At 59.3% G+C, this 14833-nt stretch carries 17 protein-coding genes; 5 read left to right on the top strand and 12 right to left on the bottom strand.

What is annotated here, in order from left to right:
- Positions 1-4: 4 nt before the first annotated feature.
- Together speD and ACP2AU_RS09370 are read right to left on the bottom strand one after the other, a co-directional pair.
- Positions 5-796: an adenosylmethionine decarboxylase gene (gene speD, locus ACP2AU_RS09375; protein ID WP_426375862.1), complete on the bottom strand. Its 792-nt coding sequence runs from the start codon at positions 794-796 to the stop codon at positions 5-7.
- Between the two features lie 233 nt (positions 797-1029).
- Positions 1030-1452, bottom strand: coding sequence for an OsmC family protein (locus ACP2AU_RS09370; RefSeq protein WP_426375861.1), 423 nt, complete (start codon positions 1450-1452; stop codon positions 1030-1032).
- A gap of 273 nt (positions 1453-1725) precedes the next feature.
- Between ACP2AU_RS09370 and crp the strand changes: the two genes are divergently transcribed.
- Positions 1726-2367, top strand: a complete 642-nt coding sequence (gene crp, locus ACP2AU_RS09365) for a cAMP-activated global transcriptional regulator CRP (RefSeq protein WP_007153756.1) — start codon at positions 1726-1728, stop codon at positions 2365-2367.
- Positions 2368-2407: 40 nt separating this feature from the next.
- Here the strand turns inward: crp and modC are convergent, their stop codons facing one another.
- From modC to ACP2AU_RS09335, 6 genes are all read right to left on the bottom strand, one after another.
- Positions 2408-3487, bottom strand: coding sequence for a molybdenum ABC transporter ATP-binding protein (gene modC, locus ACP2AU_RS09360; protein ID WP_426375860.1), 1080 nt, complete (start codon positions 3485-3487; stop codon positions 2408-2410).
- On the bottom strand, positions 3484-4164 hold the full coding sequence (gene modB / locus ACP2AU_RS09355; protein WP_426375859.1) for a molybdate ABC transporter permease subunit: 681 nt from the start codon (positions 4162-4164) through the stop codon (positions 3484-3486). Before modB ends, modC begins: the two co-directional genes overlap by 4 nt.
- Complete coding sequence (modA, locus tag ACP2AU_RS09350) at positions 4164-4931, bottom strand: molybdate ABC transporter substrate-binding protein (protein WP_426375858.1); 768 nt, start codon at positions 4929-4931, stop codon at positions 4164-4166. Before modA ends, modB begins: the two co-directional genes overlap by 1 nt.
- A gap of 9 nt (positions 4932-4940) precedes the next feature.
- Complete coding sequence (locus ACP2AU_RS09345) at positions 4941-5894, bottom strand: alpha/beta hydrolase (RefSeq protein WP_426375857.1); 954 nt, start codon at positions 5892-5894, stop codon at positions 4941-4943.
- Positions 5860-6846, bottom strand: a complete 987-nt coding sequence (locus tag ACP2AU_RS09340; RefSeq protein WP_426375856.1) for a sterol desaturase family protein — start codon at positions 6844-6846, stop codon at positions 5860-5862. Before ACP2AU_RS09340 ends, ACP2AU_RS09345 begins: the two co-directional genes overlap by 35 nt.
- Before the next feature lie 111 nt (positions 6847-6957).
- Positions 6958-7695, bottom strand: a complete 738-nt coding sequence (locus ACP2AU_RS09335) for a glutathione S-transferase family protein (protein ID WP_426375855.1) — start codon at positions 7693-7695, stop codon at positions 6958-6960.
- Positions 7696-7806: 111 nt separating this feature from the next.
- Between ACP2AU_RS09335 and ACP2AU_RS09330 the strand changes: the two genes are divergently transcribed.
- Both ACP2AU_RS09330 and ACP2AU_RS09325 read left to right on the top strand, forming a co-directional pair.
- Entirely contained in the window at positions 7807-8238 is a 432-nt protein-coding gene (locus ACP2AU_RS09330; protein ID WP_426375854.1) for an META domain-containing protein, read from the top strand.
- Between the two features lie 141 nt (positions 8239-8379).
- Positions 8380-9357 carry an META domain-containing protein gene (locus ACP2AU_RS09325; protein WP_426375853.1) on the top strand — a complete coding sequence of 326 codons (978 nt, stop codon included), beginning with the start codon at positions 8380-8382 and terminating at the stop codon, positions 9355-9357.
- Here ACP2AU_RS09325 and ACP2AU_RS09320 read toward each other — a convergent pair.
- On the bottom strand, positions 9333-10166 hold the full coding sequence (locus ACP2AU_RS09320; RefSeq protein WP_426375852.1) for a substrate-binding periplasmic protein: 834 nt from the start codon (positions 10164-10166) through the stop codon (positions 9333-9335). The genes ACP2AU_RS09325 and ACP2AU_RS09320 overlap by 25 nt on opposite strands.
- Positions 10167-10345: 179 nt before the next feature.
- Here ACP2AU_RS09320 and ACP2AU_RS09315 point away from each other — a divergent pair, with 179 nt between their 5' ends.
- Positions 10346-10963, top strand: a complete 618-nt coding sequence (locus tag ACP2AU_RS09315; RefSeq protein WP_426375851.1) for a glutathione S-transferase family protein — start codon at positions 10346-10348, stop codon at positions 10961-10963.
- A 5-nt stretch (positions 10964-10968) separates the two neighbouring features.
- Here ACP2AU_RS09315 and ACP2AU_RS09310 read toward each other — a convergent pair whose 3' ends face one another.
- A complete protein-coding gene (locus ACP2AU_RS09310) occupies positions 10969-12078 on the bottom strand; it encodes a GGDEF domain-containing protein (protein ID WP_426375850.1) in 1110 nt (369 codons plus the stop codon).
- A 114-nt stretch (positions 12079-12192) separates the two neighbouring features.
- Between ACP2AU_RS09310 and ACP2AU_RS09305 the strand changes: the two genes are divergently transcribed.
- Positions 12193-12807, top strand: a complete 615-nt coding sequence (locus tag ACP2AU_RS09305; protein ID WP_426375849.1) for a DUF4202 domain-containing protein — start codon at positions 12193-12195, stop codon at positions 12805-12807.
- A gap of 15 nt (positions 12808-12822) precedes the next feature.
- On the opposite strand, the gene trpC is transcribed toward ACP2AU_RS09305, so the two are convergent.
- The gene (trpC, locus tag ACP2AU_RS09300) at positions 12823-13635 is read right to left on the bottom strand and encodes an indole-3-glycerol phosphate synthase TrpC (protein ID WP_426375848.1); all 813 of its coding nucleotides are present in this window, start codon (positions 13633-13635) and stop codon (positions 12823-12825) included.
- Between the two features lie 162 nt (positions 13636-13797).
- On the bottom strand, positions 13798-14826 hold the full coding sequence (trpD, locus tag ACP2AU_RS09295; RefSeq protein WP_426375847.1) for an anthranilate phosphoribosyltransferase: 1029 nt from the start codon (positions 14824-14826) through the stop codon (positions 13798-13800).
- Positions 14827-14833: the final 7 nt, after the last annotated feature.

Below are 14833 nucleotides of genomic sequence, written 5' to 3'. Positions count from 1 at the left end.
GGGATTACTCCACGTTCCGGGAGTAGAAGATCTCCAGCATTTCCCGGCGCAGACGATCCTCAATGGACTGGGCCTCTGCCGGGTCCAGCTCGCCGGCATTCACACCGAACACGTAATTGTCGAGATTGAACTCTTTCAGCATCATCTTGGTGTGGAACAGGTTCTCCTGATACACGTTGACGTCGATCATCTGGTAGGCGTTCTGCGTGTCTTCGGTCAGATAGTTCTGGATCGAGTTGATGTCGTGATCGATGTAGTGTTTGGTGCCATCGACGTCGCGGGTGAAACCGCGCACCCGATAATCGACGGTCACCACATCGGAATCGAAGCTGTGAATCAGGTAGTTCAGCACCTTCAGCGGTGAGATCAGGCCGCAGGTGGAAACATCGATATCCGCGCGGAAGGTACTCACACCATCGTGAGGGTGGCTTTCCGGATAGGTGTGTACGGTGACGTGGCTTTTATCCAGGTGGGCCACAATGGTATCCGGCAGCGGGCCCGGGGACTCTTCGTTGTTGGCCTCGCTGTCGGTCAGTTCGTGCTCGGCGATCAGCATGGTCACGGAGGCACCATGAGGCTCGTAGTCCTGGCGGGCAATGTTCAGCACGTTGGCCCCGATGATCTTGACCACATCAGTCAGAATCTGGGTCAGGCGCTCGGCATTGTACATCTCATCAATGTAGTCAATGTAGGCTGCGCGTTGTTCTTCGGTCTGAGCATAGCAAATGTCGTAGATATTGAAGCTCAGGGATTTGGTCAGGTTATTGAAACCGTGCAGCTGGAGTTTGTTTTCCATGCTCAGCCCCTCCGAAAATGGAGATGAATGATCACAGGAAGTGATGGTCTTCCTGCCAAGGCCGCCACCAATGACTGACCGGATAAACCAGATCGTTTATCTTTTGCGCAGACCGGCGGAGAAAGTTGCGTATTATGCATACCCCGCTGGGCATTGAATAGTATCTGCAACGACAATTTTCAGAACCGGAACGCCCGTCACTCCCGGGCTTGCCGGGCGGTCCCGTAGCGGCTTCAGTCAGCCGCGCGGATCTCGAAGCTGTGGCTGATTTCCACGCCGGCGTTGCCCAGCATGATGGAGGCCGAGCAATACTTCTCGGCAGACAGGCTAACGGCGCGCTCAACCTGTTTTTCCTTGAGGTTGTGGCCGGAGACCACAAAATGCAGGTGAATTCCGGTGAACACCGAGGGCACGGCATCGGCCCGCTCGGCCTTCAGCTCGCAATGGCAGGCGGTGACATCCTGGCGGCTTTTCTTGAGGATGCTCATCACATCGAAAGAGGAGCAGCCGCCCACCCCCATCAAAAGCAGCTCCATGGGGCGTGGGCCGAGGTTTTCGCCGCCATGATCCGGTGGCCCATCGAGCTGCACGGTGTGGCCGCTGCCACTGGTGGCCTTGAAGCTGGCGTTGCCGGTCCAATCAATGGTCGCTTTCATCGGGAATTCCTCTGCTGCCTGTTTTCCGGGCCGGGGCCCGTTGGTTGGAGTGCGTGAGCGATGCTAGCACAGTTGTTTGGTGCCGGCATGGCGCGTGTGCGACCAAAGCGGTATTGCCTTTGGATACATCCTGTATCCGCTTTCGAGTTGCCGAAGTGTTACCTTCTTGTTATAAGTTGCGAGGCATAAGAACAGAACCCCAACCCGCAGGGACAAGCGGGGGTATAAAAACGATCAGGAATCGCCAGACTCTGAGGAGGCACGTCCCGCATTATGGCTACCATTGTCAAGCCGGTTGAGCAGAAGACCAAACATCTGGATTACTTTCTTTCCCAATGCCATCGTCGGCGCTATCCGGCCAAAAGCACCATAATTTATGCCGGTGATAAGAGCGATTCCCTGTTCTACATCGTCAAGGGGTCCGTCACGGTTATTATCGAAGACGACGATGGTCGTGAAATGATCATGGCCTACCTCAATGCCGGGGATTTCTTCGGTGAAATGGGGCTGTTCGACAACATGGATTCGCGCAGTGCCTGGGTCAAGGCCAAGACTGAATGCGAAGTGGCGGAAATCAGCTACACCAAGTTTCGGGAAATCGCCCAGCAAGATCCGCGCGTGCTCTACTTTATTGGTGAGCAGATGGCCTCCCGTCTGCGCCAGACCACGCGCAAAGTAGGCGACCTGGCATTTCTGGATGTCACCGGGCGGGTGGCGCGCACCTTGCTGGATCTGTGCAAGGAGCCGGATGCAATGACCCATCCGGATGGTATGCAGATCAAGATTACCCGTCAGGAAATCGGCCGGATTGTTGGCTGTTCCCGGGAAATGGTCGGGCGCGTGCTGAAAACGCTGGAAGATCAGGGTCTGGTGCGGGTGAAAGGCAAAACCATGGTGGTTTACGGCACCCGCTGATGCCATTTTGCCGGCAGGGTGTTAGCCGCAAGACCGGGATTCAGTCCACCAGTGCGACTGACTTGATCTGCAGCCACACCCGCTGGCCGGGTTCAAGCGCCAGCTGCGCTGCCGACCGGCTGGTAAGCCGTGACAGAAACGGCGTGCGGCCGACCAAAGCCCGCACCAGCGTGGTGCCGGGCGTTACTTCTCTTTCAATACAATCCACCTGCGCCGGCAGCAGGTTCTGGATACTCTGCCCCCGGTACTCTTCCAGAGCAATACTGACATCCCGGGCCAGCACCTGAATACGGGCCGGGTCACCGGGCCTGAAACGCTGATCCTGCCGCAGCCAGAGGTTGCCGCCGTCAAAGTTGTAACGGGCCAGGTGCCACTGTTCATCCAGCTGATCCAGCGTGGCGGTGACGATCACCCCGGCATCTTCCTCCAGGCGGAATGGCTGGTCCACCCGGGCCAGGGTTTCCTGCAGAGGGCCCTGGGCAATGATCCGGCCGCTGTCCATCATGACAATATGGTTCGCCAGCCGTGCCACTTCGCTGGTGGAGTGGGAAACATAAATTATTGGGATGGCGAGGTGATCTCGCAGGCGCTCCAGATACGGCAGGATTTCCTGCTTCGACGCCTGGTCCAGCGCCGAGAGCGGCTCGTCCATCAACAGCAGTTGCGGGCTGGTGAGGATGGCTCTGGCGATGGCCACGCGCTGGCGTTCGCCGCCGGAAAGCCGCTCTGGCATCCGACTCAGCAGGTGCCCAAGCCCCAGCCACGACACCGCATCATCAAATCGGATCTGGCGTTCAGAGGCGGGCACCCGCCGCTGTCCGAACGTCAGGTTTCTGCGTACGGACAGATGCGGAAACAGGTGGGTTTCCTGAAAGACGTAAGCCAGGGGGCGTTGATGCACGGGTTTGCGTGTGGTGGCGGTTTGCCAGCAATCTCCGAGCACGTTCAGCTCACCCTCGGCGGCTTGCAAGCCTGCTATGCAACGCAGCAGCGTGGTTTTTCCGCAGCCGGAATGGCCGAACAAAGCAGTAATGCCGGTGCCGGGTATGGCAAGCTCCACATCAAGATGAAAGTCCGCAAACCGACAGTTAAAGCGTGCGTCTATCAGGTGGCCTGTCATCGCAAAGCGCCTGCCCGCGCGCGACCGTTGAGAGCGTACAGGGTTACCAGTACCGCGAAGGAGAAAGCCACCATGCCCGCTGCCAGCCAGTGCGCCTGGGTGTATTCCAGGGATTCCACGTGATCATAGATGGCCACCGACAGCACCTTGGTCTCGCCCGGGATATTGCCGCCGATCATCAGGATAACCCCGAACTCACCGATGGTGTGGGCGAAGGTGAGAACGCTGGCGGTGATGAAGCCATTCCGGGCCAGTGGAACCACCACAAAGAAAAAGCGATCCCAGGGGCCGGCCCGGAGTGTTGCAGCCGTCTCCAGAAAGCCTTCCCGGATGTTCTCGAAGGCGTTCTGCAACGGCTGCACCGTGAACGGGAGCGAATAGATCACCGAGGCCACCACCAGCCCTTCGAAGGTGAAGGGTAGCAAGCCAAGCCCCAGGCTTTCCGTGATCTGGCCAACCCAGCCGTTGGGACCGAGCAGCAGCAGCAAATAAAAACCGAGTACCGTGGGCGGCAACACCAGCGGCAGGGCAACCACGGCCGCGATGGGCTGGCGTAGCCAGTGTCGGGAGCGCGCTAGCCACCAGGCGATGGGCGTGCCCACCAGTAACAACACCGCCGTGGTCAGTGAAGCCAGCTTGAGCGTGAGCCAGACCGGTTGCCAGTAGGTTTCGATCATCAGTCTGCCGTGTCGTACCCGTAGCCCTGAATGATGTTGAGCGCTTCAGGTGATCGAAGGAAGTCGAGCCAGTCCCGGGCAGCGGTGCTATCAGCGCCGCGCCTGAGCAGGATCGCTTGCTGGTTGATAGGCTCATAGTAGGCCTGGGGAATTGCCCAGAGTGTTCCATCCGCCTCCGGCCATGCGTTCACCTGAGCCAGAGCCACCAGGCCTGCCTCTGTGTTTCCGCTGGCAATGAACTGGAATGCCTGGGCGATGGAGTCGCCGCGCACCAGCTTGGATTGCAGGGCAGCCCAGAGCTCCAGATGCTCCAGCACCTGTCTGGCCGCCAGGCCATAGGGTGCGGTCTTCGGATTTGCAATCGCCAGTCTGGCGAAGCTTTGTTCCTCAAGGTAGGTCATGGGTGAGGTGAAAGCGGCCGGGCGGGGGCTCCAGAGCACCAACTTGCCACGGGCGTACGTGAAGCGAGTGCCCGCAACACCGGTGCCATCCGATTCCAGCAGCGCCGGCCGCCGCATATCGGCGGCCATGAAAACATCGAACGGCGCACCATGGCGAATTTGCGCGTACAGCTTACCGGTGGAGCCAAAGCTGGCCGTCACCTGATGCCCGGTTGCAGCCTTAAACCTGTCTGCCAGTGTGCGGGTGGTGTCGGTAAAGTTGGCCGCAACAGCCACGGCGACCTGGCCAGCAATGGCCAAGCCTGGATGGAAAAGCAGCCCGATTGCCAGCAGACCTGAAAAATGCCAGCGTGTTCGGCAGCGCATATTGGTTCCTTATGGTAATAACTGGGCCAGTGGCGCGTTACCGGCCTTCGAGCGCGTCGGCGAGTGCCTGCGGCATAAGGTTAGCATGTATTGCCAGACTTCCTCTCGGTTGCTTTCGTTAAGCATCTCATGACGCCCGCCATCAAACAATCGCAGAGTGACCTGCTCCATGCCCGCCTCCCGAATCGCCTGAAAATGCCGGCGAACGCCCGCCCCCATTTCGCCAACAGCATCGGCAGTGCCGGAGAATAGGTGTACCGGCAGGTCCCGGCGCCAGGTCGCAGGCCGGATGCCCAGCATTCCGCCGGTGAAGTCGTGCCAGAGCCCAATGGTGCAATCGAAGCCGCAGGCCGGGTCTGCCTCGTAGCGGTCTACCTGTTCCGTATCCCGGCTGAGCCAGTCGCTTTCGGTGCGATTGGGCCGGAAGGCCCGATTGAACTGGCCGAAGGTTATCTGCCGAAGCAGCCGGCTGCGATGCTGCCATCCCCGGATGGGGGCAACGAGCCGGATAAACGCGCGGAGTGCGATCAGCTGTGGCCGGTGGATGCGGTTGGTTGCGCTGAGCAGCAGGGTGTCGATACGGTCGCCGGATTGCTGGGCATAGTACTGGGCAATGAACGAACCCATGCTGTGTCCGAGAAGGTTGATTGGCAGGCCCGGGTGCTGCTTGCGCGCGGCTTCGACCACCTGCGCCAGATCGTTGACAACGGACTGCCACCCTCGCCGGTTGGCGTAGTGGCCAAGCTGTGTTTGCGGACACTTCGGGCCGTGCCCGCGATGATGATAAGTGACAACGACAAGGCCCCGGGTTGCCAGCCACTGAGCCAGTTCCCGGTACCGGTCGCCGTGTTCGGCCATGCCGTGGCTGATCACCAGAACGCCGGTTGGCTCTGCCGGCAGATACCGGTGCCCGGTGATGACGTGGCCGTCAGCGACGCTCAGTGTCAGGGGATGTGTGATCATGGTGCCGGTCCGTTTGCTTGTTGTTGTTTTGGGGGGCCGGGCGTTGCCACTCCGGCGGGTTCCATAAATGCTGAAGACGGGACAATAAGCTGCCACGGCGTGCCATGTCGCGGAACATGTCCACATATTCATGGGTCCAGAGGGTAATCAGGTTTCTGGAGTGGATCTGGCGGGTGATGCCATATTCGGGCGGGAGGTCGGCGCGCTCCTCGACAAATGTGCCGAACAGGCGATCCCAGAGAATCAGGGTGCCGCCGTAGTTGCGGTCGATGTACTCAGGGTTGCGGCCATGGTGTACCCGATGGTGGCTGGGGGTATTTAAAACCAGCTCGATCCAGGCCGGAAGGCGGCCCACCAGGGTGGTGTGCACGAAAAACTGGTACACCAGGGACAGGGCATAGGCGATGCCGATCCACACCGGGTTAAAACCGATCAACGCCAGTGGCAGGTAGAAAATCCAGGTCCCGTTGAAAATGTTGGTGGCATTCTGGCGCATGGCGGTGGAGAAATTCATGCGTTCGGAGGAATGATGGACAACGTGGGCGGCCCAGAACCAGCGAAGGCGGTGACTGGCCCTGTGCATCCAGTAGAAGCAGAAGTCCACGCCGACAAAGGTCAGCACGCCGGTGATCCAGTTCAGTTCCAGATCCAGCAGGCGGTAGTGATAACAAAAGGCATACACCGGAAACGCGATCAGCCCTGCGAACAGCAGTTCGGTTGTCTGGTAGCCGGCTCCCAGGGCAAAGTTGCGGATGGCTTCGGCCACGTCCATAAGGCGGGGATCATGCCGGATTTTCAGGTATTCCCAGAGCGTGACGGCAATGAATATCGGGGTCGCCACCACGAATACAAGCTGGCGTTCATCCAGTGCCAGCCAGGGTGCGAGGGCCTGCCAGAGGCCAGACACACCGCTGTCTTCGAGTACCGCCCGCATCATCTCAATCAGAGCCATGACTGCCCCCCGTCATTGTTGTCAGGGGTACCATCATCGCACAGGCGGCGTTAGCCGCAGTGTCTTATTGCGCCAGCCGGTCTGGCCGATTCCGTCACGGTTTCTGCCGGGTTAACGGTGCTGCTGATAAACCGCGGCGATGGGATCCAGGCAGGGTTGCCATTCGGACAACCTTGCCTGCACCGGCCTGGGCACTTTCCCGGGTTTCGGCCAGGGGACAGGGTATTGGTCAGGTTGAAACAGCGGTGCCAGCAAAGAACAGGCGGTGAGGTCCGCGCGGGTGAATGCATCGCCCACCAGAAAGGGACGCTGTCGATAAATGTCGGCGAGTTCTGTGATCAGCTTTTCCAGGACAGCTTGTGACGCATCGGCCGTTTTCTGATTGATCTTCATCCAGTTGCGCATGACCTCATCGACCCGGCTAAAGGCAAGACTGAGCAGAATGCGATTATAGAAAGGCGTGCCGGAGGCCAGCATCGGGACCACCACCTTGGGGCGCTGCAGGAAGTAGTGATAGACCCAGGTGCGCAATGCCGGGCCGGCCTCTGCGTCCAGCCGCTGTTCCCAGGCCCGGGCCTGGTCCTGATGTTCCGGCGACAACGGGGTCAGGGGCGCATCCGGAAAGTTCTCCTCGAGATAGTCCAGAATTGTGGCAGAGCCCTGGATGATCCGGCCGTCGTGATCCAGCACCGGAACCGACGATGCGGAGCGGGTTAGTTTACGGATGGTATTGACGTGCTGGCCCGGCAGAAGGTTAACCGGCTCGTAATTAATGCCCTTGAAGTCCAGGGCCCAGCGGACCTTCTCGCAGTAGTGTGAGATGCAGAACTGATAAAGCTTGATCGCCATGATGGTGGTGCTCCTGCCGTCTTGTGCAGGAAGGTTAACCTTCTGTCAGCGAATTCCCAAGCCCCCCGACGTAGAATAACAGCGGTATATTGAATTCGTTTTGGAGATTATATGACGCTTGCAAAGAACATTATGGCCATGCTGTTGGTTACCGGGTCGCTGTGGGGCTGTGCGCTGAATACTCAATCATCTTCCGGTGCCGCCGTATCTCTTGCCGGCAGTCAGTGGCAGGTGTTGGAAATTGATGGTGAGCCGGTCATTGCCGACAGTGAAGTCACCCTCGCGTTCACTGAACAAGGGCGGGTGTTCGGGTCTTCCTCGTGCAATCGTTTCAACGGCGGCTGGCATATGCAGGGTGAAAAGCTCAGCTTTACCCATATGGCCGCCACCAAAATGGCCTGCCTGGACGCCCTGATGCAGCAGGAAAACCGGTTCCTGTCGTTGCTGGGCGATGTAGATCGCTACCAGGTCGAAAACGACGGCCGTTTGGTGCTTACAACCGGGCAAGGCACAACTCTGCGGGCGTTGCCTTCGGACCGCTGAGCCTGAAAAGGCCGGCGCCCGTTGCTGGCCGGCTACCGGAAATGCCATCGTCTGATTTCCAGGCCATGGAGTGATCGTGGTGAATATCCCCCGGAATCACTACAATGGCCGCTGATTTTCGGAACGACAGAGGATGTGTTCATGATTGTGCGACAAGCCGTAGGGATGTTCGTCGGAATATTAGCCGGTGCTACCCTTAGCGCCTGTTCATCTGCACCGGCAAAAACCGGGTTGTCGGAGTATGGTCGCTACCAGTGCGGGCAACTGGACGTCACCATCACCGGCTCAGAGAATGAAAACCTGGTGGGGCTGGAGTACCTGAACCGCCGGGTTTTGCTGAAGCCGGAGCAAAGCGCATCGGGTGTCTTGTTTGTGGCGCCGGGCGACCCCGATACCCGATTCTGGAGCAAGGGCGAGCGGGCAACACTGACCCTGCGGGGCCAGCAGCTGCCGGAGTGTCTGGAGCCGGGTGCCATTGAATCCTCCTTTCGGGCAATCGGTGTGGAACCGTTCTGGTCAATCCGGATCGAGAATGGCCAGATGCAGCTGACCCGACCCTACGATCAACAGGTAACGGATGGCATCCGCCTCAATGCAACGCTTGCCAGTCGCCATGGCAGAGCCTACGAGGCGACGCTCGGGGACGAGCGGATTGAAGTCCGGATAGCCCACCAATTGTGTGAAGACCCCATGGCCGGCGCGCAGTATCCTGCCCAGGTTCGGCTTACGCTGGGCAAGGACACATTTGAAGGCTGTGGTGGTGACCGGCAGAGGCTTTTCCGCGGCGCCGAGTGGGTTGTAGAAGATCTCGGTGGAGCCGGTATTATCGATCGTTCGCGAATTACCCTGACGTTTCTCGAGGACAACCGGGTGGCGGGCCGTGCCTCCTGCAACCGGTACATCGGTGATTACAACCTGACCGGCGAGGGGCTCTCGTTCAGTGCCCAGGGCGCAACACAGATGGCCTGTGCGCCGGCGCTGATGAATCAGGAAAGACGCTTTCTGAAGCTGCTTTCAGAGGTGTCAGACGGGCGAATCGGCCAGCATGGCGAATTGCTGCTGCAGACACCGGAAGGCGAAACCATCAAGGCATTTCAGTCTGAGAGAGAAAGCCCGTAGCGGCCCATGATGGCCTCTCGGCGACCACTGGCGGTCATTCTGGCCAGGCCGGCGTCCAGCAGCCTGGCCAGTGATTCAGACTGGGGATTGTCCGGTGCAAAAGCGATAAAAACAGGCGCCCGGTGAACGACGACGGCCATTCTGGGCGCCGGAATGATCTCTTGTTGACGCAGGAACCACTCCATAACAGATTGCTCCTCGACAAAAACATCGGCCCGCCCCTGCTCCAGCAACTGCAGCGCCCGGCCCAGAGGTGCAGGGCCGGAGAGGGTCCACACTTTGTCGGGATCCTGGGCGTTTTCGGCAATATAACGGTCGAGGTCCGGCGAATAGGAATAGCCGTTGAGCACCAGAAGCGTCTGGCCCGCCAATGACTCCATCCCCTGGTATTGCCACGGGTCTCCCAGGCGGGTGTAGAGCGCCACACGGGCAGTGCCCAGGGCGTTGTCCGGAAAGATCATATCTGGCGCGTCGCCCTGAAGGGCGCCAATGACCCCGGAAATCAATTGATCGCGAGCGAGGGTGAGCGAACGCGCCCAGGCATAATTCCGGTATTCCAGTTCATAGCCTGCCTCGGCGAGAATCTCCCGGGCGATATCGACCATGTAGCCTTCCTGTGGAGCGCCGGCGGTGCAGTTGTGTGGGCACCAGGGATCTGCCGCAAGAATGACCCGCCTTGAATCGGGCACTGTCGGCGGGCTTTCGTGCTGCTCCATGTCGACCTGCGTGTTGAGTGCCGGGGTGACCGGATCATCGGGCGAGCAGGCAGCCATCAACAGGGCGGCGGCAAACACTAGAAATCTCGACATAGGCGGGGTGGGGCAAACTCAGTGGTGAAGGTGCAATTCCATAGTATACCCTTGCAAACGATTTGCAATATCAGGTTTTTGGTCTGTTGCATTGGTGGTGCGCGGTTGCTTGACGCAACCGTTAATTGCCGTCACGCTCCAAAGCGCGAACCCACAGTGTGAACGGAGCCAATAACAAGATGAAACTCTTCGAGACCCGAACCGCCCCCAACCCACGACGCGTGCGTATGTTCCTGGCCGAGAAAGGCTTGCTGGACACCGTTGAGCTGGTGCCGGTAGACATTGAAAAAGGCGAAAATCTGAGCCCGGAATTTGTGGCCCGGAATCCGATGAAGAAGGTCCCGGTACTGGAGCTGGACGACGGAAATTGTATTGCCGAGACCATGGCTATTTGCCGGTATTTTGAAGAAAGCCATCCCGGTACGCCCAGTCTGCTGGGAGATTCTCCTCTGGAGAAAGCCCAGGTGGAGCAATGGCTGCGCTGGATTGAATTCTATTTCATGATGCCGACCGGTATGTGCTTCCAGCACACCACCGGCTACTTCAAGGACAGGATGAATCCCATCAAGGCGTGGGGGGAGGAATGCGGTGAGGGCGTTGAGAAATTCATGCATTTCCTCAACAAACACCTGGAGGGTAAAGACTACCTGTGTTGTGACCGGTTCACCGCCGCAGACATCAATGCCTTCACCACCGTCGCTTTTGCCCGGGTGGTGAATATTCGCATCAAGCCGGAACAGGAACACCTCCGGGCCTGGTTTGACCGTATCAAGGCCAGGCCCTCGGCGCAGGTTTGACAGGTTTAGTCGGAACCAGCCAGGCAAGCCTGGTTCCGGCCACGCGCTTTTGCCCGATAGAGCGCCTCATCAGCGCGGATAATCAGTGGGTCGATGTCTTCGCCACGGAGGTGCTCGGCCACGCCCAGGCTTAGCGGCTGGGTGTGCCGGATGCCGTGAATCGCCATGGCAAGCCCGGCCATCTGCTGGCGGCACTTCTCCGCCACAATCATGGCCCCGGCTGCGTCTGTTTCAGGCAGCAGGATCAGAAACTCCTCACCGCCCCAGCGGCACAGGGCATCTTGCGCACGCAAACAGTCCTGAAGCCTGGCTGCGGTCTCCTGTAGCACAAGATCGCCCGCTTCGTGCCCCCAGGTGTCATTCACTTTTTTGAATCTGTCCAGGTCTGCCAGGATGATGCTGAATCTGTTGTCGGAGCGAAGAGCCCTGGCGAGCTCCTGTCGGATCAGTGGCATGAAGGCCCGACGGTTGAGCAGCCCGGTAAGGGGATCTGTGGTGGCAATGACGTTGAGTTTTTCACGGGTAATGACACCCTCAAAGGCGACCCTGCGAGCGAGCGTCAAAAGGATACCGGTGACCAGCATGATCAGTGCAGGGCCGATGAATACGGGGGCCAGCGTCAACACCGGTAGCTCGGCCGCGAGTGCAAGAACCCAGAAGCAGCTGACTGGCAAGAGCACGATCAGCAACCATTCCCGGAAGCCGCGCAGTGAAAACACGGTGGCACCAAAGAAGGCGATTGTCATGGCATCGGAGACCTGAGCTACCCTGATGGGCTCGTGGCTGGCAAAGAGATAGAGTAGCGATAGCGCCAAAGTGCTCAGGCTGATGCCCATCAACCTGAGAAAATAGCGGGCGGGCCAGCGTGGCCATCCGACCCAGTGATTCAGCAGCGCCATGGAAATCGCTGTGAACAGTGGCAGGCGAAGCAGCCATTCCGTGGGGCCCAGCTCCAGGCGATGCACGTGAAAATAGCTGTGAGACAGCTGGTACAGAGAAACCGTCACCAACAGTAGTAAGGCCCCGCCATATTGCAGGCCGGACTCCATGCGTTCCTTGTAGGTTTCGAGCGCCTGCTGGCAATCGGCGGCAACCGGGCTTCTGGCTGTATTCACGGGCTGGTCTCTGACATGGCTTACAGAGCTAATGATTGTTATTGTTCTCCAGCTTTGGTCAAAGAACAATATGGAAAAAGGCTTACCTCCTTTGAGGCGATACAGGAATTATTCATGACTCAGCAAGACCGACTCGAAAAGGCACTGGATGCCATTGATCAGGCAAACCGGCAGGACCCCAATCAGGAGCAGGTAGACGACACACAGCTGCCCCGCGAATACGCCTACAGCCTGCACATGACACGCTGGCTGTTTGAACTGGAGCCCGAGCCTTCGGAGCGAATGCAGATTGCCTGCCGGGCCCAGCATATCGAGCGCTGGATCATGCCCCGGAGTGACTATGGCGAGGGGCGGAAGAACTACTACCAGTGGCGACAGGCCTGCGGCCGGATGCATGGCCGCAGGGCGGCCGAGATCATGGCGCAGTCGGGTTATCCGGACGCGGAATGCGAGCGCGTGGAGACCATCCTGACCAAGCGTAAACTGCGGGAAGACGAGGATACCCAACTGCTGGAAGATGTTGCCTGCATGGTGTTTCTGGAACGCTACTTTGCGCAGTTCTTCGACGATAACCCCGATTACGACAAAGACAAATGGCTGCGTATTGTGCGCCGGACCTGGAGCAAAATGACGCCCCGGGGGCACGCTGCGGCCCTGAAGCTGGCCGAGGGGATGCCGGCGCACTTGCTGGCTCTGCTGCAAGAGGCGCTGGCAGCCCCGGCTGAGTGAGGGCCGGGGCAGGCCTTAGCTGAAAAGCTCTTGTAGCTTCTCGCCGGGTTCCGGCGCGCGCATGAACGACTCACCAATCAGGAAGCCGTAAATGCCGCGCCCGGTCATGGCCTGCACGTCGGCGCGGGTCATGATGCCGCTTTCGGTAATGGCCAGGCGGTCAGGGCCAATACGCTGATACAGGTCGAAGGTGGTGTCCAGCGACACCTCAAAGGTGTGCAGGTTGCGGTTGTTGATGCCCACCAGCGGTGTGCTCAGGGTCAGGGCGTCGGTCAGCTCGTCGCCGTCGTGCACCTCCACCAGCACATCCAGCCCGATCTCGTGGGCAATGCCCTCCAGTTCCTGCATCTGGTCTTTGGTCAGGCAGGCGGCAATCAGCAGGATGCAGTCGGCGCCAATGGCCCGGCTCTCGTACACCTGGTAGGGCGCCACCATGAAATCCTTGCGGATCACCGGCAGGCTGCAGGCCGCCCGGGCCGCTTTCAGATAGTCTTCGTGGCCCTGGAAGAAGTCTCTGTCGGTCAGTACCGACAAACAGGCTGCACCGCCTTGCTGGTAGCTTTCGGCAATGCGTTCCGGTTCAAACGGATCGCGCAGAATGCCTTTGCTGGGCGAGGCTTTTTTGATTTCGGCGATCACGGCAGGCTGTTGAGCCTCGATCCGCGTCCGAAGGGCGTTCGCAAACCTTCGTGCCGGCGCCTGGTCACCGGCCATGGCTTTCAGGTCTGCAATCGATACTTTCGGTTTGCGTTCATCGATTTCCTCCCACTTCCGGTCAACGATTTTCCGCAGGATGGTGGGAGTTTTGTCCAAATGTCGTTCAGTCATATCAGGCCCGTAAAAGGTTTGCGAGAGCCGGTGGGGAGGCCTTTCCAAAACTGTCTGCAGCCAGGGATGGCTGCAGTCAAGCCCTACAGGGATGTACTTGCGGGCGTGTTTTGGAAAGGCCTCCCCACCGGCTCGTCCGGCACCAACACTAGAAAGCCGGGATTAAAAGCACTGCGAAAAATCCGCCAGTTCCGACATCTTGCCGGCTGCCAGCCCGGAACCCATGGCATCCAGCGCCATATCCACGCCTTCTTTGGCGGTTCTCGCCAGCCCGGCGACATAGATGGCCGCGCCGGCGTTCAGGGCGATCATGTCCCGGGCTTTTTCAGTGATTTCGTCGTGGCTGCGACCGAAAGCGGCCTTGATCAGTGCCAGGGATTCCTCGGAAGAGTCCACCGTCAGGCCAACCAGCGACTGGCTCTTGATGCCCAGCTCTTCGGGGGTCAGCTCGTATTCGGTAATTTCGCCGTTCTTCAGCTCTGCCACGTAGGTATTCGAAGCAAGGCTGATTTCATCCAGGCCGTCTTTGGAGTGCACCACCAGAATGTGCTCGGCGCCCAGCCGCTGCAGAACTTCCGCCATGGGGCGGCAAAGCTCCCGGGTGAAGACACCGATCAGCTGCCGGGTGACGCCGGCCGGGTTGGTCATCGGCCCCAGGATGTTGAAGATGGTGCGGCAACCCAGCTCCCGGCGCGGACCGATGGCGTGTTTCATGGCGCCATGATGGGCCGGGGCGAACATGAAACCAACGCCGATCTGCTCCACGCAGCGGGCCACCTGATCCGGGGTCATGTCCAGATTGATGCCAGCTTTTTCAATCAGGTCGGCGCTGCCGCTCTTGGACGACACGCCCCGGTTGCCGTGTTTGGCGACGAAACCACCGGCTGCAGCCACCACGAAGGAGGCAGCCGAGGACACGTTGAACAGGTTCGCGCCGTCGCCGCCGGTGCCGACAATGTCCACCAGCGGGCTGGCGTTCACAGTAACTCCGGTAGCCAGTTCGCGCATGACTTCGGTGGCACCGGTAATCTCGTCGATGGTTTCGCTTTTCAGGCGCAGGCCCATCAGAAAGGCGCCGACCTGGGCATCGGTGGCTTCGCCGTTCATCACAATGCGCATCACGCTTTTCATTTCTTCCCGGGACAGGTCCAGGTTGGCGGCAATGCGATTCAGTGCTTGTTTCATGTCCATGGACTTG

The organism is Marinobacter sp. VGCF2001, from assembly GCF_049943275.1.
In the GTDB taxonomy this organism is placed as follows: Bacteria; Pseudomonadota; Gammaproteobacteria; order Pseudomonadales; family Oleiphilaceae; genus Marinobacter.
This window is presented reverse-complemented; position numbering and strand designations above follow the sequence as displayed.